Source organism: Klebsiella sp. MPUS7 (assembly GCF_009905335.1).
In the GTDB taxonomy this organism is placed as follows: Bacteria; Pseudomonadota; Gammaproteobacteria; order Enterobacterales; family Enterobacteriaceae; genus Klebsiella; species Klebsiella grimontii.
Window position 1 is genome coordinate 3877820 of the sequence record NZ_CP047604.1, and the last position, 22719, is coordinate 3900538.

General features: G+C 59.2%; 16 protein-coding genes. 9 read left to right on the forward strand and 7 right to left on the reverse strand.

Annotated elements, in window-relative coordinates; genetic code table 11:
- The first annotated feature begins 103 nt into the window (after positions 1–103).
- Entirely contained in the window at positions 104–1429 is a 1326-nt protein-coding gene (gene rimO / locus GUC22_RS18160) for a 30S ribosomal protein S12 methylthiotransferase RimO (protein ID WP_004135138.1), read from the forward strand.
- Between the two features lie 63 nt (positions 1430–1492).
- On the opposite strand, the gene gsiD is transcribed toward rimO, so the two are convergent.
- The 5 genes from gsiD to iaaA are packed head-to-tail and all read right to left on the reverse strand — an operon-like array spanning position 1493 to position 7762.
- On the reverse strand, positions 1493–2404 hold the full coding sequence (gene gsiD, locus GUC22_RS18165) for a glutathione ABC transporter permease GsiD (RefSeq protein WP_004135139.1): 912 nt from the start codon (positions 2402–2404) through the stop codon (positions 1493–1495).
- Between the two features lies 1 nt (position 2405).
- The gene (gene gsiC / locus GUC22_RS18170; RefSeq protein ID WP_004130799.1) at positions 2406–3326 is read right to left on the reverse strand and encodes a glutathione ABC transporter permease GsiC; all 921 of its coding nucleotides are present in this window, start codon (positions 3324–3326) and stop codon (positions 2406–2408) included.
- A 52-nt stretch (positions 3327–3378) separates the two neighbouring features.
- Positions 3379–4917, reverse strand: a complete 1539-nt coding sequence (gene gsiB, locus GUC22_RS18175; protein ID WP_004135142.1) for a glutathione ABC transporter substrate-binding protein GsiB — start codon at positions 4915–4917, stop codon at positions 3379–3381.
- A gap of 37 nt (positions 4918–4954) precedes the next feature.
- Positions 4955–6808 carry a glutathione ABC transporter ATP-binding protein GsiA gene (gsiA, locus tag GUC22_RS18180; protein ID WP_116943989.1) on the reverse strand — a complete coding sequence of 618 codons (1854 nt, stop codon included), beginning with the start codon at positions 6806–6808 and terminating at the stop codon, positions 4955–4957.
- Between the two features lie 12 nt (positions 6809–6820).
- Positions 6821–7762: a beta-aspartyl-peptidase gene (gene iaaA, locus GUC22_RS18185; RefSeq protein ID WP_004135143.1), complete on the reverse strand. Its 942-nt coding sequence runs from the start codon at positions 7760–7762 to the stop codon at positions 6821–6823.
- Between the two features lie 177 nt (positions 7763–7939).
- Between iaaA and moeA the strand changes: the two genes are divergently transcribed.
- The 6 genes from moeA to GUC22_RS18215 all read left to right on the forward strand — a co-directional run bounded on the left by moeA (position 7940) and on the right by GUC22_RS18215 (position 15846).
- The gene (gene moeA / locus GUC22_RS18190) at positions 7940–9175 is read left to right on the forward strand and encodes a molybdopterin molybdotransferase MoeA (protein ID WP_116943988.1); all 1236 of its coding nucleotides are present in this window, start codon (positions 7940–7942) and stop codon (positions 9173–9175) included.
- On the forward strand, positions 9175–9930 hold the full coding sequence (gene moeB, locus GUC22_RS18195) for a molybdopterin-synthase adenylyltransferase MoeB (RefSeq protein ID WP_116943987.1): 756 nt from the start codon (positions 9175–9177) through the stop codon (positions 9928–9930). Before moeA ends, moeB begins: the two co-directional genes overlap by 1 nt.
- A 152-nt stretch (positions 9931–10082) precedes the next feature.
- Entirely contained in the window at positions 10083–10982 is a 900-nt protein-coding gene (locus tag GUC22_RS18200) for a glycyl-radical enzyme activating protein (protein ID WP_024360114.1), read from the forward strand.
- A 4-nt stretch (positions 10983–10986) separates the two neighbouring features.
- Entirely contained in the window at positions 10987–13419 is a 2433-nt protein-coding gene (locus GUC22_RS18205; RefSeq protein WP_024360115.1) for a formate C-acetyltransferase/glycerol dehydratase family glycyl radical enzyme, read from the forward strand.
- A gap of 209 nt (positions 13420–13628) precedes the next feature.
- The gene (locus tag GUC22_RS18210) at positions 13629–14444 is read left to right on the forward strand and encodes a Cof-type HAD-IIB family hydrolase (RefSeq protein WP_004135161.1); all 816 of its coding nucleotides are present in this window, start codon (positions 13629–13631) and stop codon (positions 14442–14444) included.
- A gap of 136 nt (positions 14445–14580) precedes the next feature.
- The gene (locus GUC22_RS18215) at positions 14581–15846 is read left to right on the forward strand and encodes a DUF1479 domain-containing protein (protein ID WP_148855375.1); all 1266 of its coding nucleotides are present in this window, start codon (positions 14581–14583) and stop codon (positions 15844–15846) included.
- Here the strand turns inward: GUC22_RS18215 and GUC22_RS18220 are convergent.
- A complete protein-coding gene (locus tag GUC22_RS18220; RefSeq protein WP_024360117.1) occupies positions 15843–16916 on the reverse strand; it encodes a LacI family DNA-binding transcriptional regulator in 1074 nt (357 codons plus the stop codon). The two genes, GUC22_RS18215 and GUC22_RS18220, sit on opposite strands and share 4 nt — an antisense overlap.
- 298 nt (positions 16917–17214) lie before the next feature.
- On the opposite strand from GUC22_RS18220, the gene GUC22_RS18225 reads away from it, so the two are divergent.
- Positions 17215–18516, forward strand: a complete 1302-nt coding sequence (locus tag GUC22_RS18225) for an MFS transporter (RefSeq protein ID WP_004135164.1) — start codon at positions 17215–17217, stop codon at positions 18514–18516.
- 15 nt (positions 18517–18531) lie between these two features.
- Positions 18532–20895 (forward strand): TIM-barrel domain-containing protein, encoded by a 2364-nt coding sequence (locus GUC22_RS18230; protein ID WP_160183712.1) that lies wholly within the window; start codon positions 18532–18534, stop codon positions 20893–20895.
- Positions 20896–21063: 168 nt separating this feature from the next.
- Here GUC22_RS18230 and GUC22_RS18235 read toward each other — a convergent pair whose 3' ends face one another.
- The gene (locus tag GUC22_RS18235; protein ID WP_004135166.1) at positions 21064–22656 is read right to left on the reverse strand and encodes an ABC-F family ATPase; all 1593 of its coding nucleotides are present in this window, start codon (positions 22654–22656) and stop codon (positions 21064–21066) included.
- Between the last annotated feature and the right edge of the window lie 63 nt (positions 22657–22719).

Genomic DNA, 22719 nt, shown 5'->3' on the forward strand with positions numbered 1-22719 from the left:
ACACAGATATCGCCGGGCTAACATGAAAAGGAGTATAAACTTTCCGCCGATCTCTGTAGAATCCCTGCCCTGACCATCCCAATAATTGAACACTTTTTAAGCTATGAGCAATGTCACCCCTCAGCCGAAAATCGGCTTTGTCTCTCTGGGCTGCCCGAAAAATCTCGTGGACTCAGAACGTATCCTGACTGAACTGCGCACCGAAGGATATGACGTGGTTCCCTCCTACGATAACGCTGATATGGTTATCGTTAACACCTGCGGCTTTATCGATAGCGCCGTGCAGGAGTCGCTGGAAGCGATTGGCGAAGCGTTGAAAGAAAACGGCAAAGTGATCGTCACCGGCTGCCTGGGCGCAAAAGAAGATCAGATCCGCGAAGTGCATCCGAAGGTGCTGGAAATTACCGGCCCGCACAGCTATGAACAGGTGCTGGAACACGTCCACCACTACGCGCCGAAGCCTAAACACAACCCGTTCCTCAGCCTGGTGCCGGAACAGGGCGTGAAGCTGACGCCGCGTCATTACGCTTACTTAAAAATTTCCGAAGGCTGCAACCATCGCTGCACCTTCTGCATCATCCCGTCCATGCGCGGCGATCTGGTCAGCCGTCCGATTGGCGAAGTGCTGGCGGAAGCCAAACGCCTGGCCGATGCCGGGGTCAAAGAGCTGCTGGTGATCTCTCAGGACACCTCCGCCTACGGCGTTGATGTCAAACATCGCAGCGGCTTCCACAACGGCATGCCGGTCAAAACCAGCATGGTTAGCCTGTGCGAAGAGCTGGCGAAGCTCGGTATCTGGGTGCGCCTGCACTACGTCTATCCGTACCCGCACGTTGATGATGTGATCCCGCTGATGGCGGAAGGCAAAATTCTGCCTTATCTCGATATTCCGCTGCAGCACGCCAGCCCGCGTATTCTCAAAATGATGAAACGCCCGGGCTCCGCTGACCGCCAGCTGGCGCGCATCAAGCAGTGGCGTGAAGTTTGTCCCGAACTCACCCTGCGTTCGACCTTTATCGTCGGCTTCCCGGGCGAAACGGAAGACGATTTCCAGATGCTGCTCGACTTCCTGAAAGAAGCCCGCCTCGACCGCGTCGGCTGCTTCAAATACAGCCCGGTAGAAGGCGCAACCGCCAACGAACTGGCGGATCAGGTGCCGGAAGAGGTGAAAGAAGAGCGCTGGAACCGCTTTATGCAGCTGCAGCAGCAGATCTCCGCCGAGCGCTTGCAGGAGAAAGTCGGTCGCGAAATTTTGGTGCTGATCGACGAAGTGGATGAAGAAGGGGCAATTGGCCGCAGCATGGCCGATGCGCCGGAAATCGACGGCGCGGTCTACCTTAACGGTGAGAGTAAAGTCAAACCGGGCGACGTTGTGCGGGTGAAAGTCGAACACGCCGACGAATACGATCTATGGGGCTGCCGGGTTTAATTTCGCCCGCTGACCGTATCCCGGATGACGGCGCTCGCGCGCCTTATCCGGGGAATCACACCCCTACCCTTTTATCCTCGGATCCAGCGCATCGCGCAGGCCGTCACCCAGCAGGTTAAACGCCAGCACCGTCAGGAAAATCGCGATTGCCGGGAACAGCGCCACGTGCGGCGCCATCACCATATCCGCCCGCGCTTCGTTGAGCATCGCCCCCCACTCCGGCGTCGGCGGCTGCGCGCCAAGCCCCAGAAATGACAGGCTGGCGGCGGAGATAATCGACACGCCGATGCGCATCGTAAAGTAGACCACAATCGACGATACCGTGCCGGGCAAGATGTGATTAAACAGGATGTTAGCATCGCTGGCGCCAATGCTGCGCGCCGACTCAATAAAGGTCTGCTGCTTAAGCACCAGAGTATTGCCGCGCACCAGACGTGCAAATGCCGGGATCGAAAAGATCGCCACCGCGATAATCACGTTCGACATTCCGCTTCCCATTACCGCCACCACCGCAATTGCCAGCAAAATCCCCGGGAAAGCGAACAGCACGTCACAGATACGCATAATAATGCGGTCCCACCAGCCTTCGTAGTATCCGGCCAGTAGCCCAAGCACCGTGCCGATGGCCGCGCCGATGAATACCGCGAGTACCCCGGCGGCCAGCGAGATCTGCGCCCCCACCAGCACCCGACTGAAGATATCCCGCCCCAGGGAATCAACGCCGAACCAGTGCATCATTGACGGGCCGTCGTTGAGCCGGTCGTAATCAAAATAGTTTTCCGCATCGAACGGCGCAATCCACGGCGCTACGATCGCCACCGCGATCAGCAGCAGGACAAATATCCCCGCCCCCATCGCCACCGGCTGACGGCGAAACCGCCGCCAGAACTCGTGCCATGGGGTACGTATCTGCCCGGGTTTAATCCCCGGCATCGCGTTGATAACCGCTTGTCTTCTCCAGTTGAGCAATCGCACCTTACTTGTACCTGATAGCTGGATTAATGGCGGCATACAGCACGTCCACCACTAAATTAATAAGAATAAACTCCAGCGAAAACAGGAGGACTTCCGCCTGAATCACCGGGTAATCGCGCATCTCCACCGAGTCCACCAGCAGACGCCCGAGGCCTGGCCAGTTAAAGACCTTCTCCACCACGATTGAACCGCCGAGCAAAAAGCCGAACTGCAGCCCCATCATGGTCACCACCGGGATCATCGCGTTGCGCAGGCCGTGCTTGAGCACCACCAGCGTTTCGCTGACGCCTTTCGCCCGCGCGGTACGCATGTAATCTTCATGCAGGACATCGACGAACGAGGCGCGGGTAAAGCGCGCCATCACCGCCGCCACCGCCGCACCCAGGGTCAGCGAAGGCAGAATATAGTGGCGCCAGCTGTCGGCGCCCACCGTCGGCAGCCAGCCCAGCTCAACGGAAAAGACCTGCATCAACAGCATGCCGAGCGCGAACGCCGGGAACGAGATCCCGGTCACCGCCAGCGCCATCCCCAGGCGATCCGGCCAGCGGTTGCGCCAGACTGCCGCCACGATCCCCGCCGCCATCCCGAACACTACCGCCCAGCTCATGCTGGCGAGCGTCAGCCAGAACGTGGGCATGAAACGGCTGGCGATTTCGCTGCTTACCGGGCGACGCGAGGCCATCGAGGTACCGAAATCCCCCTGCACAATATTGCTGATATAGTGCCAGAACTGCACGTGCAGCGGCCGATCGAGCCCCAACTGCTGGCGCACCATTCCCACCACCTGAGCATCCGCTTCCGGCCCGGCAATCAGCCGCGCCGGGTCCCCGGGCAGCATATGCACGAACAGAAACACCAGCACCGCCACAATCAGCAGCGTGGGAATCAGCCCCAGCAGGCGTTTAATCACATAATTGAGCATGCTTCTCCTTGCGTGAAATCCCCGCAGCCTGCGCCCGGGGACCCACAGCTATCTACTTAAGATCCGCCTGTTCAAAGCTAAATCCGGTATCCGGCTGGATATAGAATCCGGTCAGATTTTTACTGTGCGCTGAGACCAGTTTTTCGACCACCAGCGGCACCCACGGCGACTCTTTCCAGATAGTATCCTGCGCGTCCTTATACAGCCGCGTTTTTTCCTGCGCATCGGTGGTTTTCAGCGCGTCGTTGAGATCTTTATCGACCTGAGGATTGCTGTAGAAAGCGGTATTAAATAGGGTCGGCGGCCAGTTTTGCGACGCGAACAGCGGCGACAGCGCCCAGTCAGCTTCCCCGGTCGACGCCGACCAGCCGGTGTAGAACATGCGTACGCCGCTCTCTTTCTGCCCCTTACCTTCCACCTCCGCCGCGCGCTGGCCCGCATCCATCGCCGTCAGCTGCGCCTTAATGCCCACCTGCGCCAGCTGCTGCTGGGTAAACTGCAGCACTTTCTGCGCCGTACTGTGGTTATGCGACGACCACAGCGTGGTGCTAAATCCATTCGGATAGCCTGCCTCTTTCAGCAGCTCGCGGGCCTTGGCCGGATCGTACGGCCAGGCGCTGTAGCTTTCAGCGTAGGCAATAGACGGTGGCACCACGCCGGTCGCCGGGGTGGCATAGCCCGCAAAGGCCACCTTCACCAGCGCCTGACGGTTGATGGCGTAGTTAATCGCCTCGCGCACTTTAGGGTTATCGAACGGCTTCTGCGTCACGTTCATGCTGATATAGCGCTGCATGATCGACGGGCTGGCCACCAGCTCCAGCTTGCTGTTTTTCTCCAGCAGCGGCGCCTGCTCGTAGGGGATCGGGAACGCAAACTGCGCTTCGCCGGTCTGCAGCATCGCCGCGCGGGTATTGTTATCCACCACCGGACGCCAGGTAATGGAGTCCAGCTTCGGCAGCCCCGGCTGCCAGTAACCGGCGAACTTCTTCACTTTAACGAAGTCGGTCTGATTCCAGGTGTCGAGCTGGTACGGACCGGTGCCGACCGGATGGAAACCAATCTCTTTACCATATTTCTTCAGCGCCGCCGGAGAAATCATCGCCGTTGCCGGGTGGGCCAGGATATTAATAAACGCCGAGAAAGGCTGTTTGAGGGTAATTTTCACCGTCGTCGGGTCAACCGCCTCGGTGCTGGCGATATTTTTATACAGGTTATAGCGCTTGAGATGATTTTCCGGATTGCTGGCGCGATCGAGGTTGGCCTTGACCGCTTCGGCATTAAACTCAGTACCGTCCTGGAACTTCACCCCCGGGTGCAGCTTAATGGTATAAACCAGCCCGTCCGGAGAAACGGTATAGCTTTCCGCCAGCACGTTATGCAGTTTCATCTCTTTATCCAGGCCGAACAGCCCCTGATAGAAAGACTTCGCCACCGCCTGCGACAGCGTGTCGTTAGCATCATAGGGGTCGAGGGTCGTAAAGTTAGAACCGACCGCCACCACCACATCTTTTGCGGCAAAAGCCGGCGTCGCTGCCAGCGCCGAAGCGACGCCCAGCGCCAACAGCCATTTGCCTGAAACGCGTTGAGTCATGTTGTTCTCCTGAAATGCTGCATTATGGATGTCGTTGTTATCGTGCCAGCACGTCGGCGGCGGACTCTCTGGCGACAAAGTGCCCCGGCCCCACCTGCTGTAACGGCGTACTCACCCCCTCTTCGCCCCGCCTGAAGATATTACCCGGCAGCTCGTCGGAGAGCAGCACGCGCTGCGGACGACGATGCGTAGGGTCGGCTACCGGAACGGCGGCCATCAGTTTACGGGTATAGGGATGCTGCGGGTTTTCAAACACCGCGCGGCGCGGGCCAATTTCGACAATGCGCCCGCGATACATCACCGCCACGCGGTGGCTGATGCGCTCAACCACCGCCATGTCATGGGAAATAAACAGAAATGCGATGCCCATCTCGCGCTGCAAATCGAGCATCAGATTGATAATTTGCGCGCGTATCGACACGTCCAGCGCCGATACCGATTCATCGGCAATCACCACTTTTGGATTGAGCGCCAGCGCGCGGGCAATACAGATGCGCTGGCGCTGGCCGCCGGAAAACTCGTGCGGATAGCGCCAGGCATGTTCCGGCTCCAGTCCGACGCGTTCCAGTAGCCAGGCGACACGTTCGCGGGCGGCGTCCCCCTCGAGCAGGCGGTGCACGCGCAGCGGCTCCATAATCGAATAGCCCACCGTTTGCCGCGGGTCGAGGGAAGCGTAAGGGTCCTGGAAAATAAACTGGATATCGCGGCGCAGCGCCTGAAGCTTACCGCCCGTCAGCGTATCAATCCGCTGACCGTTGAAGGTGATGCTGCCGCCCTGGGTTTCCACCAGACGCAGCAGCGCCCGTCCGGTGGTGGATTTACCGCAGCCCGACTCCCCCACCAGGCTTAGGGTTTCGCCGGGCCATAAATCAAAACTGACTTTTTCAACCGCATGCACTTCACGGGTAATGCGGTTGAGAATACCGCTACGCAGCGGAAAGCGCGCCACCAGATCGCGAACTTTGAGGATCGGTTCCCCGGCCACAACGGTGTTCTGCTCCTCCGGCGACGGGCTTTGGTTTAGCAGCGGGAAACGGCGCGGCAGAGAGGTGCCGCGCATCGCGCCCAACCTGGGCACCGCGGCCAGCAGCGCCTGGGTATAGGGATGCTGCGGCGCGCGGAAAATCTCCTCCACGCTGCCGGTCTCCACCGCTTCGCCGCGATACATCACCAGCACACGGTCGGCGATATCGGCCACCACGCCCATATCGTGGGTAATAAAGATAACGCCCATCGCCATCTCTTTTTGCAGAACGGCGATCAGCTGTAAAATTTGCGCCTGGATAGTCACATCCAGCGCGGTCGTCGGTTCATCGGCAATCAGCACCGCCGGGCGGCAGGAGAGCGCCATGGCGATCATCACCCGCTGACGCATCCCGCCGGAAAGCTGATGCGGAAAGCGCGACAGCATGGCTTCCGCTTCCGGAATGCGTACCTGATCGAGCATTTTTTTCGCTTCGCGCAGGGCCTCATCATGCTTCAGGCCCTGATGTAATCGGATCGACTCGGCAATCTGTTCACCGATAGTGAAGACCGGATTCAGCGAGGTCATCGGCTCCTGAAAGATCATCGCCATATCCGCGCCACGCACGCCGCGCATATCGGCGTCAGACTGTTCGCTTAGCTCAATCACCTGCCGGTTGCGACGACGCAGCAGCAGCGCATCGCTGCGCACTTCGCTGACCGCCCGATCGAGCAGGCGCATCAGCGCCAGCGACGTTACCGATTTGCCCGAGCCGGACTCGCCGACTATCGCCAGCGTCTCGCCGCGCCGCAGGGTAAACGACAGGTCGCGAACGGCGGAAAAAGCCTGCTGCTGCTGGCTAAACGTAATGTTCAGGCCGCGCACCTGCAGAACATCATTAGCATCGATTTCTTGACTATGCGGCAACGCCCTTTCCTCTTATTCGCGATAAATACCAATCGTGGGCGTATCACCCGCATAACACCAGGCCCGGTACATGCCTTCACTATTAAACGGCAGCGCCACGTTGCCTTCACGGTCGACGGCGATCAGGCCGCCGCTGCCGCCCAGCGCGGGAAGTTTCTCCATCACCACCCTTTCGCAGGCCTCCTGCAGGCTGAGATGGCTGTACTCCACCAGCGCCGAAATATCGTAAGCCGCCAGCGTACGCATAAACACTTCGCCGGTGCCGGTACAGGAAACGGCGACGCTGGCGTTATTGGCATAGCAGCCCGCCCCCGGCAGCGGGCTATCGCCGACGCGTCCCGGCAGCTTATTGGTCATTCCGCCGGTTGATGTCGCCGCCGCGAGGTTACCCGCCAGATCCAGCGCAACCGCGCCGACGGTGCCCATTTTGTGCCGCTCATCCAGCGGCGCGGCGTGGTGGTCGAGCACGATATCGCCGCCCTCCTGCGCCTGACGCAGCTGCAGCAAGCGCTCGGGGGTCGAAAACAGGCTGTTATCGACCCGTTCCATACCGTGGGCAGCGGCAAACGCTTCCGCCCCCTCGCCAATCAACAGCACATGCGGGCTCTGTTCCAGCACCAGGCGCGCCGCCAGCACCGGATTACGTAAATGCTGAACTCCCGCCACGGCGCCGGCCTGCAAGCGGCAGCCATCCATCACGCAGGCATCGAGTTCATGGCGGCTATCGCGGGTAAATACCGAGCCAATACCGGCGTTAAATAACGGGCACTCCTCCAGCAGCCGGACCGCTTCGGTTACCGCATCCAGCGCGCTGGCCCCGGCCGCCAGCATTTTTTGTCCGCTATCGACAATCGCCGACAGCGCCGTTACGTACTCCCGCTCGCGCGCCGGCGTCATCTGCGCGCGGCTAATCGCCCCGGCCCCGCCGTGAATTGCTATAACCGCCTTACCCATTACGCCGTTCCTTACCGATAAAGTGTATAAATATCATTATCGTGCTGACTGTCCTATACAATTTTTGAATATAGAAAGAGCGGACGGTGATGTAAAGCTTGTACCCAGGTGGCATATAGCCCGCCCCTCTTTTCTGCCATAATAGGCGTTTTCGATGTTTGCCCGCAGGAGAAACCCATGGATTTTACCGCCGGACTGATGCCGCTCGACACAGCCCTGACCCAGATGCTCACTCGTATTACGCCGCTGAATGCGACGGAAACCGTACCGCTGTTGCAGGCCTTTTCGCGCGTGACCGCCCATGATCTCGTTTCACCGCTCAACGTTCCCGGTTTTGATAACTCGGCGATGGACGGCTACGCCGTACGTCTGGCGGATCTCGCCGACGGCGCAGCGCTGCCGGTGGCGGGCAAGGTCTTCGCCGGTCAACCCTATAACGGCGTCTGGCCCGCGGGCGCCTGTATCCGCATTATGACCGGCGCGCCGGTACCGGAAGGCTGCGACGCGGTGGTCATGCAGGAGCAGACCGAACAAACCGATGACGGGATCCGCTTTATCGCCCCGGTGAAAAACGGGCAGAATATCCGTCGTCTCGGCGAGGATATCGCTCATGGCGCGGTCGTCTTCCCCGCGGGAACCCGCCTGACCGCCGCCGAGCTGCCGGTCATCGCCTCGCTGGGCATTGCCGAGGTTGACGTGGTGCGTAAAGTGCGGGTGGCGGTGTTCTCCACCGGCGATGAGCTCCAGTTGCCGGGCCAGCCGCTGGCCGACGGGCAAATTTACGATACCAACCGCCTGGCGGTACACCTGATGCTGCAGGAGCTGGGCTGCGAAGTGATTAACCTCGGCATTATTCCCGACGACCCGGCTAAACTGCGCGAAGCCTTTATCCAGGCAGACCAGCAGGCCGACGTGGTGATAAGCTCCGGGGGCGTTTCCGTCGGCGAGGCGGACTACACCAAAGCGATCCTCGAAGAGCTGGGGGAAATCGGCTTCTGGAAGCTGGCGATTAAGCCGGGTAAACCTTTCGCCTTCGGCAAGCTCGGCCATAGCTGGTTCTGCGGCCTGCCGGGTAACCCGGTTTCCGCCACGCTGACCTTCTACCAGCTGGTTCAGCCGCTGCTGGCGAAGCTGTCCGGCAACGTCGGGCAGGCTCAGCCGATGCGCCTGCGCGTGCGCGCCGCAACCCATCTGAAAAAATCGCCGGGCCGTCTCGATTTTCAACGCGGTGTGCTGCAGCGCGGCCCGGACGGCGAGCTGGTGGTAAACAGCACCGGTCACCAGGGCTCGCATATCTTTAGCTCATTCAGCCTCGGCAACTGCTTTATCGTGCTGGAGCGCGAGCGCGGCAACGTGGAAGCCGGCGAATGGGTGGAAGTCGAGCCGTTTAATCATCTGTTCGGAGGGCTGTAATGGGCGTGGAGCTGAGCGATGCGGAGATGCTGCGCTATAACCGGCAGATTATTCTTCGCGATTTCGATTTTGACGGTCAGGAGCAGCTGAAAGCCTCGCGCGTGCTGGTCGTCGGCCTCGGCGGGCTGGGCTGCGCCGCCGCGCAGTATCTGGCGGCGGCAGGCGTCGGCCAGCTTACCCTGCTCGATTTCGATACCGTGTCGCTCTCCAACCTTCAGCGCCAGACCCTGCACAGCGACGCCACCATCGGCCAGCCGAAGGTCGACTCCGCCCGCGGCGCGCTGGAGCGGATGAATCCCCACGTTCAGCTCACGACGCTCAACGCACGGCTGGAAGACGCTGCGCTGGCGGCGCAAATCGCCGCCCACGATCTGGTGCTCGACTGTACCGACAACGTCGCGATCCGTAACCAGCTCAACGCCGGATGTTTCCGCCATAAAACGCCGCTGGTCTCCGGCGCCGCGATTCGCATGGAGGGACAAATCAGCGTCTTTACGTATCAGGAAGATGAACCCTGCTACCGCTGCCTGAGCCGCCTGTTTGGCGACAACGCCCTCACCTGCGTCGAGGCCGGCGTCATGGCGCCGCTGGTTGGCATCATTGGTTCACTACAGGCGATGGAGGCGATTAAGCTGCTCGCCCGCTACGGCAGCCCGGCGACCGGCAAAATCGTCATGTACGACGCCATGCGCTGTCAGTTCCGCGAAATGACGCTGCCGCGTAACCCTCACTGCGAGGTGTGCGGTACGCCCTAACCCCTTTCCGGCGGTACCGCCGCCGGATGTTTTGTGACCCGCCGCGACTTTTTCGCCTCCGTTTTCCCCCCTCGCTATGCTTGTTGATTTATATCAATACAACTTTCATTCGAAAGTAATTTAATCTTCATATGCAAATTAGAGGGTGGATTATGATCTTCAACATTCAGCGTTATTCAACCCATGACGGCCCGGGGATCCGCACTGTCGTCTTCCTCAAAGGGTGTTCGCTGGGCTGCCGCTGGTGCCAGAACCCGGAAAGCCGCGCCCGCACGGCGGATTTGCTGTATGACGCGCGCCTGTGCCTGGACGGCTGCGACCTCTGCCAGCAGGCCGCGCCGGAGGTGATTACCCGCAAGCTGGACGGCCTGATTATCCACCGCGAAAAACTCACCGATGCGTATATTGGCAAACTGCGCGACTGCTGCCCGACCACCGCATTAACGGTGTGCGGCGAAGAGAAGAGCGTCGAAGAGATTATGGCCACGGTGCTGCGCGACCAACCGTTTTACGAGCGCAGCGGCGGCGGCGTCACGCTCTCCGGCGGCGAGCCGTTTATGAATCCCGAGCTGGCCCGCCAGCTGTTTGAGGCCAGCCACAACGCGGGGATCCACACCGCGGTCGAAACCTGCCTGCACGTGCCGTGGAAATACGTCGAGCCCTCTTTGCCGTTTATCGACCTGTTTCTCGCCGACCTCAAGCACGTCAACGAAGCGATTTTCCAGCAGTGGACGGACGGCAGCGCCCGCCGGGTGCTGGATAACCTGCAGCGCGTCGCGCAGGCCGGAAAGAAAATTATCATTCGCGTGCCGCTGATCCAGGGCTTTAACGCCAACGAAAGCGATATTGCCGCCATTACCGATTTTGCCGCTGACCGCTTAAAGGTTGGCGAGATCCACTTCCTGCCGTACCACACGTTAGGAATGAATAAATACCAATTACTCAGTCAGCCCTATACCGCACCGGATAAACCGCTTGCTGCACCCGAGCTGCTCGCCTTCGCGCAGCGCTATGCTCAGAGCAAAGGTTTAACGGCGACTCTACGAGGATAACCTTATGACAACGTTGAAACTGGATACTCTGAGCCCGCGCATTCAGGCGCATAAAATGGCGCTGGTGCATATCGTCAAGCCGCCGGTCTGTACCGAGCGCGCCCAGCACTATACCGAAGCCTATCAACAGCACCTGGATAAACCGATCCCGGTACGCCGCGCGCTGGCGCTGGCCCATCACCTGGCGGAACGCACGATCTGGATTAAGCACGATGAACTGATCGTCGGCAACCAGGCCAGCGAAGTTCGCGCGGCGCCTATCTTCCCGGAATACACCGTTAGCTGGATCGAAAAAGAGATCGACGACCTCGCCGATCGCCCCGGTGCCGGGTTTGCCGTTAGCGAAGAGAATAAACGCGTGCTCCACGAAGTGTGCCCGTGGTGGCGCGGTCAAACCGTTCAGGATCGCTGCTACGGCATGTTTACCGACGAGCAAAAAGCGCTGCTGGCGACCGGCATTATCAAAGCGGAAGGCAATATGACCTCCGGCGATGCTCACCTTGCGGTCAACTATCCGCTGCTGCTGGAAAAAGGCCTCGACGGCATGCGGGCGAAAGTCGCCGAACGCCGTTCACGCATTAACCTGACCGTGCTGGAAGATCTGCACGGCGAGCAGTTCCTCAAAGCCATTGATATCGTGCTGGAAGCGGTCAGCGAACACTGTAAGCGCTACGCCGGGCTGGCGCGCAGCATGGCCGCGACGGAGAGCCGCGAAGCCCGCCGCGACGAGCTGCTGGCGATAGCCGAAAACTGCGATATCATCGCCCACGAGCCGCCGAAGACCTTCTGGCAGGCGCTGCAGCTGTGCTATTTCATCCAGCTGATTCTGCAGATCGAATCCAACGGCCACTCGGTCTCTTTCGGCCGCATGGACCAGTATCTCTACCCTTACTACCGCCGCGACGTTGAGCTGGCACAATCATTGGATCGCGAACACGCCATCGAGCTGCTGCACTGCTGCTGGCTGAAGCTGCTGGAGGTGAATAAAATTCGCTCCGGCTCGCACTCGAAGGCGTCCGCCGGTAGCCCGCTGTACCAGAACGTCACCATCGGCGGCCAGAATCTGGTGGACGGCAACGCGCAGGACGCGGTGAACCCGCTCTCCTACGCCATCCTTGAATCCTGCGGTCGCCTGCGCTCAACGCAGCCTAACCTCAGCGTGCGCTATCACGCGGGCATGAGCAACGACTTCCTCGACGCCTGCGTGCAGGTGATCCGCTGCGGCTTCGGCATGCCGGCGTTCAATAACGACGAAATCGTTATTCCTGAATTTATCAAACTCGGCATTGAGCCGCAGGACGCGTACGACTATGCCGCGATCGGCTGCATCGAAACCGCCGTCGGCGGCAAATGGGGCTATCGCTGCACTGGGATGAGCTTTATCAACTTCGCCCGCGTCATGCTGGCAACCCTGGAAGGCGGCCGCGACGCCACCAGCGGTCAGGTCTTCCTGCCGCAGGAGCACGCCCTGTCGAAAGGCAACTTCGACAACTTCGAGCAGGTGCTGGCCGACTGGGATACGCAGATCCGCTACTACACGCGCAAATCTATCGAGATTGAGTACGTCGTCGACACCATGCTGGAAGAGAACGTGCACGATATTCTCTGCTCGGCGCTGGTGGATGACTGCATCGAGCGCGCGAAGAGCATTAAGCAGGGCGGCGCGAAATATGACTGGGTTTCCGGGCTACAGGTCGGCATCGCTAACCTCGGCAACAGCCTGGCGGCGGTGAAGAAGCTGGTGTTCGATCAGGGCGTTATTGGTCAGCAGGCGCTGGCAAAGGCGCTGGCTGAAGACTTCGAAGGCCTGACCCACGAGCAGCTGCGCCAGCGCTTAATCAACGGCGCGCCGAAATACGGCAACGATGAGGACAGCGTGGATATGCTGCTGGCTCGCGCCTACCAGACCTATATCGATGAGCTGAAGCTGTATCATAACCCGCGCTACGGCCGCGGCCCGATCGGCGGCAACTACTACGCCGGCACCTCGTCCATTTCCGCCAATGTGCCGTTTGGCGCGCAGACCATGGCGACCCCGGATGGCCGTAAGGCGCACTCGCCGCTGGCGGAAGGGGCCAGCCCAGCCTCCGGTACCGACCATCTCGGGCCGACCGCGGTCATCAGCTCGGTGGGCAAACTGCCGACCGGTTCGATTCTTGGCGGCGTGTTGCTTAACCAGAAGCTGAACCCGGCCACGCTGGAGAATGAATCCGATAAGCAGAAACTGATGGTGCTGCTGCGCACCTTCTTCGAGGTGCATAAAGGCTGGCATATTCAGTACAACATCGTGTCGCGCGAGACGCTGCTTGAAGCGAAGAAACACCCTGACCAGTATCGCGATTTAGTGGTCCGCGTGGCCGGTTACTCGGCGTTCTTTACCGCCCTGTCGCCGGATGCTCAGGACGATATTATCGCCCGTACCGAGCATACGCTGTAAATAACGTCCCCCGGCTTGCGCTGCGCTTAGCCGGGCTACAGGTTCGAAGCCGTTTGCGGGCCACTGCCCCGGGTAAGGCGTTTACGTCGCAACCCGGGGTTTTCTCCTGCACATCGGTGAACGCCAACTTTCATTCGAAATAAATTTGTGCTCCCCATCACATTGTAATTAGAATGTTACTGGTCGAAGTTAAGCCAGGAGCATGTGTTATGACCGTTAAAGTTATCGTCACCGATATGGACGGAACTTTTCTCAATGACGCCAAGCAGTATGACCGCTCGCGTTTTCTTGCGCAGTTCGCGCAACTGCAACAGCAGGGTATTGAATTCGTTGTCGCCAGCGGCAACCAGTACTACCAGCTGATCTCTTTTTTCCCGGAAATCCGCGACCGCATCTCCTTTGTCGCCGAGAACGGCGCGCTGGTTTACGAACACGGTCAACAGCTGTTCCACGGCGAACTGACCCGTCATGAATCCCAGGTCGTCATTGGCGAACTGCTGAAAGACCCGCAGCTCAACTTCGTCGCCTGCGGCCTCGAAAGCGCCTATGTCAGCGACCGCGCGCCCGAGGCGTTCGTCACCCTGATGTCAAAGCACTACCATCGCCTGCAGCGCATTAGCAGCTATCATGATATTGACGATAAGCTGTTCAAGTTTTCGCTTAACCTGCCGGATAGCGAAATCCCGCAGCTTATCGATAAACTGCACGTCTCGCTGGACGGCATCATGAAGCCGGTCACCAGCGGCTTCGGCTTCGTCGATTTAATTATCCCCGGCCTGCATAAAGCCAACGGCATCAGCCGCCTGCTGAAGCGCTGGAGCATCTCGCCGCAGGCGTGCGTGGCCATTGGCGACAGCGCTAACGATACGGAAATGCTCAAGCTGGTGAAATACTCTTTCGCGATGGCCAACGCCGCCGACAGCATCAAGGCGGTGTCGCGTTTTGCCACCGATGATAATAACCACGACGGCGCGCTGAACGTCATTCAGGCCGTCCTCGACCACGCCGCCCCCTTCAACCAGTAACGCCGCGCCGGGGTTGACCGCCCCGGCTTCCCGTTTTGTGCGCCTCTGCATAATTTTAAACTTGCATTAACTTAATTTTAACTTAAATTATCATATGTAAGATTTATTACTTTCGAATGAAAGATGAGAGGTCATCATGGCTGTTACCCATACCAGTGAAACTTTACCTGCCGACCCTAAAGCGGCTATCCGCCAGATCAAGCGGGAGCTGCGGGCGCAAATTGGCGACGTACAGGCGGTGTTCGATCGGCTGACGGCGCGTATCGCCGCGCGTCTGGAAGAGATTGACGCCCTCAAGGCCAGCGCTCAGGACGTCTGGCCGACAATCCCGTTCGAGGCGATTGCGCGTGGCCAGGTCCCGGAGGCCCAGCGCGAGCTCATCAAGCGTCGCGGCTGCGCGGTCATCAAAGGCCATTTTTCTCGCGAACGGGCGCTGGCGTGGGATAACTCGATGCTCGACTATCTCGACCGCAACCATTTTGATGATGTCTACAGAGGCCCGGGCGATACCTTTTTCGGCTCGCTGGAGGCGTCGCGGCCGGAAATCTATCCGATTTACTGGTCCCAGGCGCAGATGCAGGCGCGCCAGAGCGACGAAATGGCCGCCGTGCAGTCGTTCCTCAACCGCCTGTGGACGTTTAACCGCGACGGGAAACAGTGGTTTAACCCGGACGTGAGCGTCATCTACCCGGACCGCATTCGCCGCCGCCCGCCGGGAACCACCTCGAAAGGTCTGGGCGCGCATACCGACTCTGGCGCCCTGGAGCGCTGGCTGCTGCCGGCCTATCAGAAAGTGTTTGCCGACGTGTTTAATGGCAATATTGATGCTTACGACCCGTGGGACGCGGCGCACCGTACCGAAGTCGAAGAGTATACGGTCGACAATACCACCAAATGCTCGGTGTTCCGCACCTTCCAGGGGTGGACCGCGCTCTCCGATATGATCCCCGATCAGGGTCTGCTGCACGTGGTGCCGATCCCGGAAGCGATGGCGTACGTGCTGCTGCGTCCGCTGCTCGATGATGTCCCGGATGATGAACTGTGCGGCGTCGCGCCGGGTAAGGTGCTGCCGATTTCGGAAAAATGGCATCCGCTGCTGATCAAAGCTTTAAGCTCTATTCCGGCGCTTAACGCGGGCGATTCGGTATGGTGGCACTGCGACGTGATCCACTCGGTCGCGCCGGTGGAAAATCAGCAGGGCTGGGGCAACGTGATGTATATTCCCGCCGCGCCAATGTGTGAGAAAAACCTCGCCTACGCGCAGAAGGTCAAAGTCGCGCTGGCGCGCGGCGCTTCGCCGGGCGACTTCCCGCGCGAAGATTATGAAGCCAGCTGGGAAGGACGTTTCACGCTGGATGATTTAAATATCCATGGTAAGCGCGCGCTGGGAATGGTTGATTAATCGTCATATAGCCCCTTCGCTTCAACGGCGGTACGGCGGTTACCGGCGCGTATCCGCCGCACCGAATCGCGTACCGCCAGCGTGCCATGCAAGAGTAACGCGCCGTGCGGCGCATCGGGACGGATCAGTCTTTGCTGTAGCAAATGCACCGCTTCAACCCCTAATTCATCGCGCGGGACGTGGACGGCGGTTAGCGGTACATCCTGAATCGCCGCCAGGTTAAAACCGTCGATACTCATGACGGAAATGTCCTGCGGGACGCGCAAACCGCGTTTTTGTAAGGCGGCGATCGTGCCTGCCGCCATAAAATCACCGCCCACCAGAAATGCCGTCGGCAGCGGGCCGTCGCCGCGCTGATCCAGCCACTCCCCTACTTTTTCCTCGGTATCCCGGGCGCTGAAATTGGCCACATCAATGAGATCCCTGCTTTCGGCAAAGCTCAAATTCCGCGCGCGCCACGCCTGCTTGATCCCCAGCAGACGCAGCTCCATGGTATAGCGGCGCAGGCACATCACGTTCATGATCGCCTGATGCCCCATCTCAAACAGGTAGCGGGCGGCGAACTGGCCGATCAGCCGATGATCCGGCGCGACGGAGGGTAAGCGCATTCCCGCGTCGTGGCAGTTGATCATCACGCAGGGCTTCGCCAGATCGGCCGCCAGATCGTGAATATGCGGATCGTCGATACCCAGTAAAATAGCGGCCTGGGTCGAGGCTTCATGCATGCGCTGCAAAAACAAATTGGCATCGCTGTCATTCTCTTCCAGCGCGCAGTAGCGCAGGTGCACCTCGTGCGGCATAAGGGCGCTATTGATGCTTTGAATCACCCGATAGTAGTAAATATCCGTACGCTCATCGAAAGCGCGCTGGGGCGCGAATACCACGAGGTTGTTGAGCAGCATTCGCCCGGCGGCGATACCCTCCATCACGCCCAGCTGGCGGGCGCACTCCAGTACCCTCTGGCGGGCCCTGGCGCTGGTGTTCGCTTTCCCCGCCAGCACCCGCGATACCGTGCTGACCGACAGCCCGGTACGCGCCGCGATTTCGCTCACTTTAAGCTTTTTGTCCATTTTGTGATCGCGCTCTACTTTGCTGATGAAAAAATTTTCATATCGAGAATGTGAATATTTTTAAGCGATTTGGCGATGTCATACTGCGATCCCGATCGCCCCATGAAAAAATTTGCAGAATTGTCGCTATTGCCCGCTCGCATTCTCCCTTAGCCTGAATTGGTCCAACACCTTTGAGATTAGTCAACCAATAGTGTCGAGACATCAACCTTAACAAACAACGAAATAGAAAATTTTAGCGACAACTCAGCAAGCGGGTTGGTCAATTTTCCCTACTACATGTCTCGTGGAGAGTTCTATGAGCCAAGGCCTCAATAACGATATGGCGGTGAGTAAATCGCGCCGCATAGTGAAGAACCTGCGCTGGTGGATGCTGGTGCTGTTTTTGCTCGGCGTCACCGTTAACTACATCACGCGCAATTCGCTGGGGATTATCGCCCCGGAATTAAAAACCTCTCTCGGTATTACCACTGAACAGTACTCGTGGATCGTCGGCGCTTTTCAGCTGGCGTATACCATTTTTCAGCCGCTCTGCGGCTGGCTTATCGACGTCATTGGCCTCAAGCTCGGCTTTATGATCTGCGCCACGCTGTGGGCCATCGCCTGCATCGCCCATGCCGGCGCGGGGAGCTGGCTGCACCTGGCGATTCTGCGCTTTTTCATGGGCGGCGCTGAGGCGGCGGCGACGCCAGCCAACGCCAAGACGCTCGGCGAGTGGTTCCCTAAATCCGAGCGCCCAATCGCGGCAGGCTGGGCCGGGGTTGGTTTCTCCATCGGCGCCATGCTGGCACCGCCGATTATCTACTTCGCGCACGCCTCGTTCGGCTGGCAGGGCGCATTTATGTTCACCGGCGCGCTGGCGCTCGTATGGGTCGTACTGTGGTGGGCGTTCTATCATAACCCGGAAAAACACCCTAACCTCGGCAAAGCCGAGCTGGCGCTTATCCAGCAGGACAATGAAGCGCCGCCGGTTAAGCTGCCCTTCTTTACCGCGCTGAAAACCGTATCGAAAAACAAGCGCTTCTACGGTATCGCCATTCCGGCCTTTATGGCGGAACCCGCCTGGGCGGTGCTGAGCTTCTGGGTACCGCTCTACCTGGCGAAAGAGCACGGCATGGATCTCAAGCAAATCGCCATGTTTGCCTGGCTGCCGTTTCTGGCGGCCGACCTCGGCAGCGTCGCCAGCGGCTATCTGACCAAACTGTATACCCGCTGGTTCGGCTGCTCGCGGGTGAACTCGGTGGTCGCCAGCTCCGTCACCGGCGCCTTCCTGATGATTTCCCTCGCCACCGTGGCGATTACCCGCGATCCCTATATCACCATCGTGTTGATTTCAATTGGCGGCTTCGGTCACCAGATTATCTCCTGCATGCTCAGCGCGCTGGTGGTGGAGTCGTTCGATAAAGGGCAGATGGCGACCGTAAACGGGATGCGCGGCTCCGCCGCCTGGATCGCCAGCTTTTTGTTCTCGCTGTTAATTGGCGTCACCGCCGACAAAATCGGCTTCAACCCGCTATTTATCGCCATGGGGTTCTTTGACCTGATTGGCGCGGTATTCCTGGTGGCATTTATTGCTGAACGTCGCGCAAAACGCGCCTGAGAGTGGATGTAAAAAATGAAGACTTTGAAAAACTGGACCTTACACCAACGGCTGGAGCATCACGTTGAGCTGCTCGTCGACGGCCAGCACACCCTGTGTCTGTACGTACTGGAAGAAAATATGTTCCGCGTGCTGCTGAAGCGGCACGGCCAGCTGGCGCTGGATCGCACCTGGAGTATCGCTCCCCAACAGGACGTGCCGTGGGAAGGACGCCCGCGCGAAGAGCTGAGCGGCTTTAGCCTACCCGCCTGGCAGCTCACGGAGCATAGCGACGCCCTGACCATTGCCACCGACCAGCTGCGCGTCACCGTCCACCAGCCGCTGTGGCTGGAATGGCGCTATCGCGATGAGGCCGGCGAGTGGCAGCCGCTGGCGAACGACCGCCCCACCAGCGCCTATCTGGCGAATGCACACGGCGACGGCGTTGCCCACTACCTGAGCCGACGCAAAGACGAACGCTTCTACGGTCTGGGCGAAAAGGCCGGCGATCTGCAGCGTAACGGTAAACGCTATGAGATGCGTAACCTCGACGCCATGGGCTATAACGCGGCGAGCACCGACCCGCTGTACAAACATATTCCGTTTACCATCACGCAGCGCAGCGATGTCAGCTACGGTCTGTTTTACGACAACCTGAGCAGCTGCTGGCTGGATCTCGGCAACGAAATCGATAATTACCATACCGCCTATCGCCGCTGGCAGGCGGAAGCGGGAGACATTGATTACTATTTGTTTTCCGGCAAGCGGGTACTGGATATCACCAAAGCGTTCGTCCGCCTGACCGGCAAAACGCTGTTCGGACCGAAATGGAGTCTCGGCTACAGCGGTTCGACGATGCACTACACCGACGCGCCGGATGCGCAAAACCAGCTGATGAACTTTATCCGCCTGTGCGATGAACACGCCATTCCGTGCGATTCGTTCCAGCTCTCTTCCGGCTATACCTCGATTAACGGCAAGCGCTACGTCTTTAACTGGAACAACGACAAGGTGCCGCAGCCGAAGGTGATGAGCCAGGCCTTCCACGATGCCGGGCTGAAGCTCGCCGCCAATATTAAGCCCTGCCTGCTGCAGGACCATCCGCGCTATCACGAGGTCGCGGAGCGCGGGCTCTTTATCCGCGATTCACAGGCCGATGCTCCCGAGCGCTCCAGCTTCTGGGATGACGAAGGGTCGCATCTCGACTTTACCAACCCGCAAACCGTCGCCTGGTGGCAGGAAGGCGTGACGACCCAATTGCTGGAGCTGGGCATCGACTCCACGTGGAACGATAATAACGAGTATGAAGTCTGGGACGGCGAAGCCCGCTGTCACGGATTCGGCCACGAAATTGCTATCAAACATATTCGCCCGGTGATGCCGCTGCTGATGATGCGCGCGTCGCTGGAGGCCCAGCAGCGCTTTGCGCCGCAGAAACGCCCGTATCTGATCTCTCGCTCCGGCTGCGCCGGGATGCAGCGCTACGTTCAGACCTGGAGCGGCGATAACCGCACCAACTGGGAGACGCTGCGCTATAACACCCGCATGGGGCTGGGTATGAGCTTGTCCGGGCTGTTCAACGTCGGACACGATGTGGGCGGCTTCTCTGGCGACAAACCGGACCCGGAGCTGTTCGTGCGCTGGGTACAAAACGGCGTTATGCATCCGCGGTTTACCATTCACTCGTGGAATGACGACCAGACGGTCAACGAAGCCTGGATGTACCCGGAGGTCACCCCGGCGATCCGTTCAGCCATTGAGCTGCGCTATCGTCTGCTGCCGTACCTCTATACCCTGCTGTGGCAGGCTCACGCCGACGATGAACCGATGCTGCGCCCGACCTTCCTCGATCACGAACACGATGCGCAGACGTTTGCCGAATGCGACGACTTCCTGCTGGGTCGCGATCTGCTGGTCGCCAGCGTCGTCGAACCCGGCGCGCGTCAGCGCCGCGTGTGGTTACCGGCAAACCAGGACGGCTGGTACGACTTTTACAGCCACCAGTGGTACGCAGGCGGCCAGTGGATCGTCCTTGATGCGCCGCTGGAAAAACTGCCGCTGCTGGTTCGCGCCGGGACAGCCCTACCGCTTAGCGAACGCATTCGCCACGTTTGCGCTGAAAAAGACGATACCCGCGAGCTGAAACTGTTCCCGCTGAAAGGAATGGGGACCTGTCGCGGCCTGCTGTTTGAAGACGACGGCGAAAGCTGGGGCTACCGGAACGGCAATGCGCTGTGGGTGGAATGGGAAATGGTCTGCGATAGCGCCAGCATTAACCTGAAGGTCAAGGCGCGCGGCGATTATCGTCCGGCGTGGAAAACGCTGAAGGTATCGTTGCCGGCGGGGGAAAAACGCAGGCTGCGGGTGAACGGTGAAGAAAGGAGCGAGTGGCGGGTGTAGCCCGGATAAGGCGCACTGGCGCCTTCGGGGAATTCAGCGACTCTGCAAACTGCTCCCGGGGGCGGCGCTCAACGCGCCTTGCCCGGGCTACGGGCTCACCGCCGTCTGCGGGCCGGTAGCCCGGATAAGGCGCAGCGGCGCCGCAATCCGGGACAAGCAACAGAAAAATTATTCGATACCTTTAGTACGCAGATAATCTTCGTAGTTACCGGTGAAGTCGACCACGCGCTCCGGCGTAATTTCAATCACCCGGGTCGCCAGCGAGCTCACAAACTCACGGTCGTGGGAAACAAAAATCAGGGTCCCCTGATACATCTCCAGCGCCATGTTCAGCGATTCGATCGATTCCATATCCAGGTGGTTGGTCGGTTCGTCCATCACCAGAATGTTCGGTTTCTGCATCATCAGCTTACCGAACAGCATACGGCCTTTTTCGCCGCCGGAGAGCACTTTCGCCGGCTTTTTGATGTCGTCCTGGCTGAACAGCAGTCGGCCCAGGATGCTGCGCACCGCCTGTTCGTCATCGCTTTCCTGTTTCCACTGGCTCATCCACTCAAATACCGTCAGATCGTTTTCGAATTCATATTCGTGATCCTGGGCATAGTAGCCAATCTGCGCGTTCTCGGACCATTTAACGGTACCGTTATCCGGCATCAGGTCGCCGACCAGGGTTTTCAGCATTGTGGATTTACCCACGCCGTTGGCGCCCAGAATAGCGATCTTCTCCCCCACTTCCAGCAGCAGGTTGAAGTTTTTAAACAGCGGGCCGTTGTCAAAGCCTTTTGCCAGCGCTTCCACTTCCAGAGCGTTACGGAACAGCTTCTTATCCTGCTCAAAGCGAATGAACGGGTTCTGACGGCTGGACGCTTTCACTTCGTCCAGCTTAATTTTGTCAATCTGACGGGCGCGCGAGGTCGCCTGGCGAGATTTAGAGGCGTTGGCGCTAAAGCGGCTCACGAAAGATTGCAGGTCGGCAATCTGCGCTTTTTTCTTGGCATTATCCGCCAGCAGACGTTCGCGCGCCTGGGTCGCCGCGGTCATATATTCATCGTAGTTGCCCGGGTAAACGCGCAGCTCGCCGTAATCCAGATCCGCCATGTGGGTACAAACCATGTTCAGGAAGTGACGGTCGTGCGAAATGATGATCATGGTGCTGTCGCGATCGTTGAGGGTCTGCTCCAGCCAGCGGATGGTATCGATGTCCAGGTTGTTCGTCGGTTCATCAAGCAGCAGGATATCCGGGTTGGAGAACAGCGCCTGCGCCAGCAGCACACGCAGCTTCCAGCCGGGAGCCACTTCGCTCATCGGGCCGTAATGCTGTTCAACCGGGATACCGACGCCGAGCAGCAGTTCGCCGGCGCGCGCTTCGGCGGAGTAGCCGTCCATCTCGCCGTACAGCACTTCAAGGTCAGCCACCTTGTAACCGTCTTCTTCGCTCATCTCCGCCAGGGAGTAGATGCGATCGCGCTCCTGCTTCACTTCCCACAGCTCGCCGTGGCCCATAATGACCGTATCCAGCACGCTGAACTCTTCAAACGCAAACTGATCCTGGCGCAGCTTACCGATACGCTCATTCGGGTCGAGGGAGACGTTGCCCAGCGTCGGCTCAAGATCGCCGCCGAGGATCTTCATAAAGGTGGACTTGCCGCTACCGTTGGCGCCAATCAGGCCGTAACGATTGCCGCCGCCAAATTTGACGGAAATATTTTCGAACAGCGGCTTACTGCCGAACTGCATGGTGACGTTGCTGGATACTAGCACGGGGTTATCCTGAAAATAGAGAATGAGAAGTGTGATGAACCAGACATTATGCCAGCAAATGCT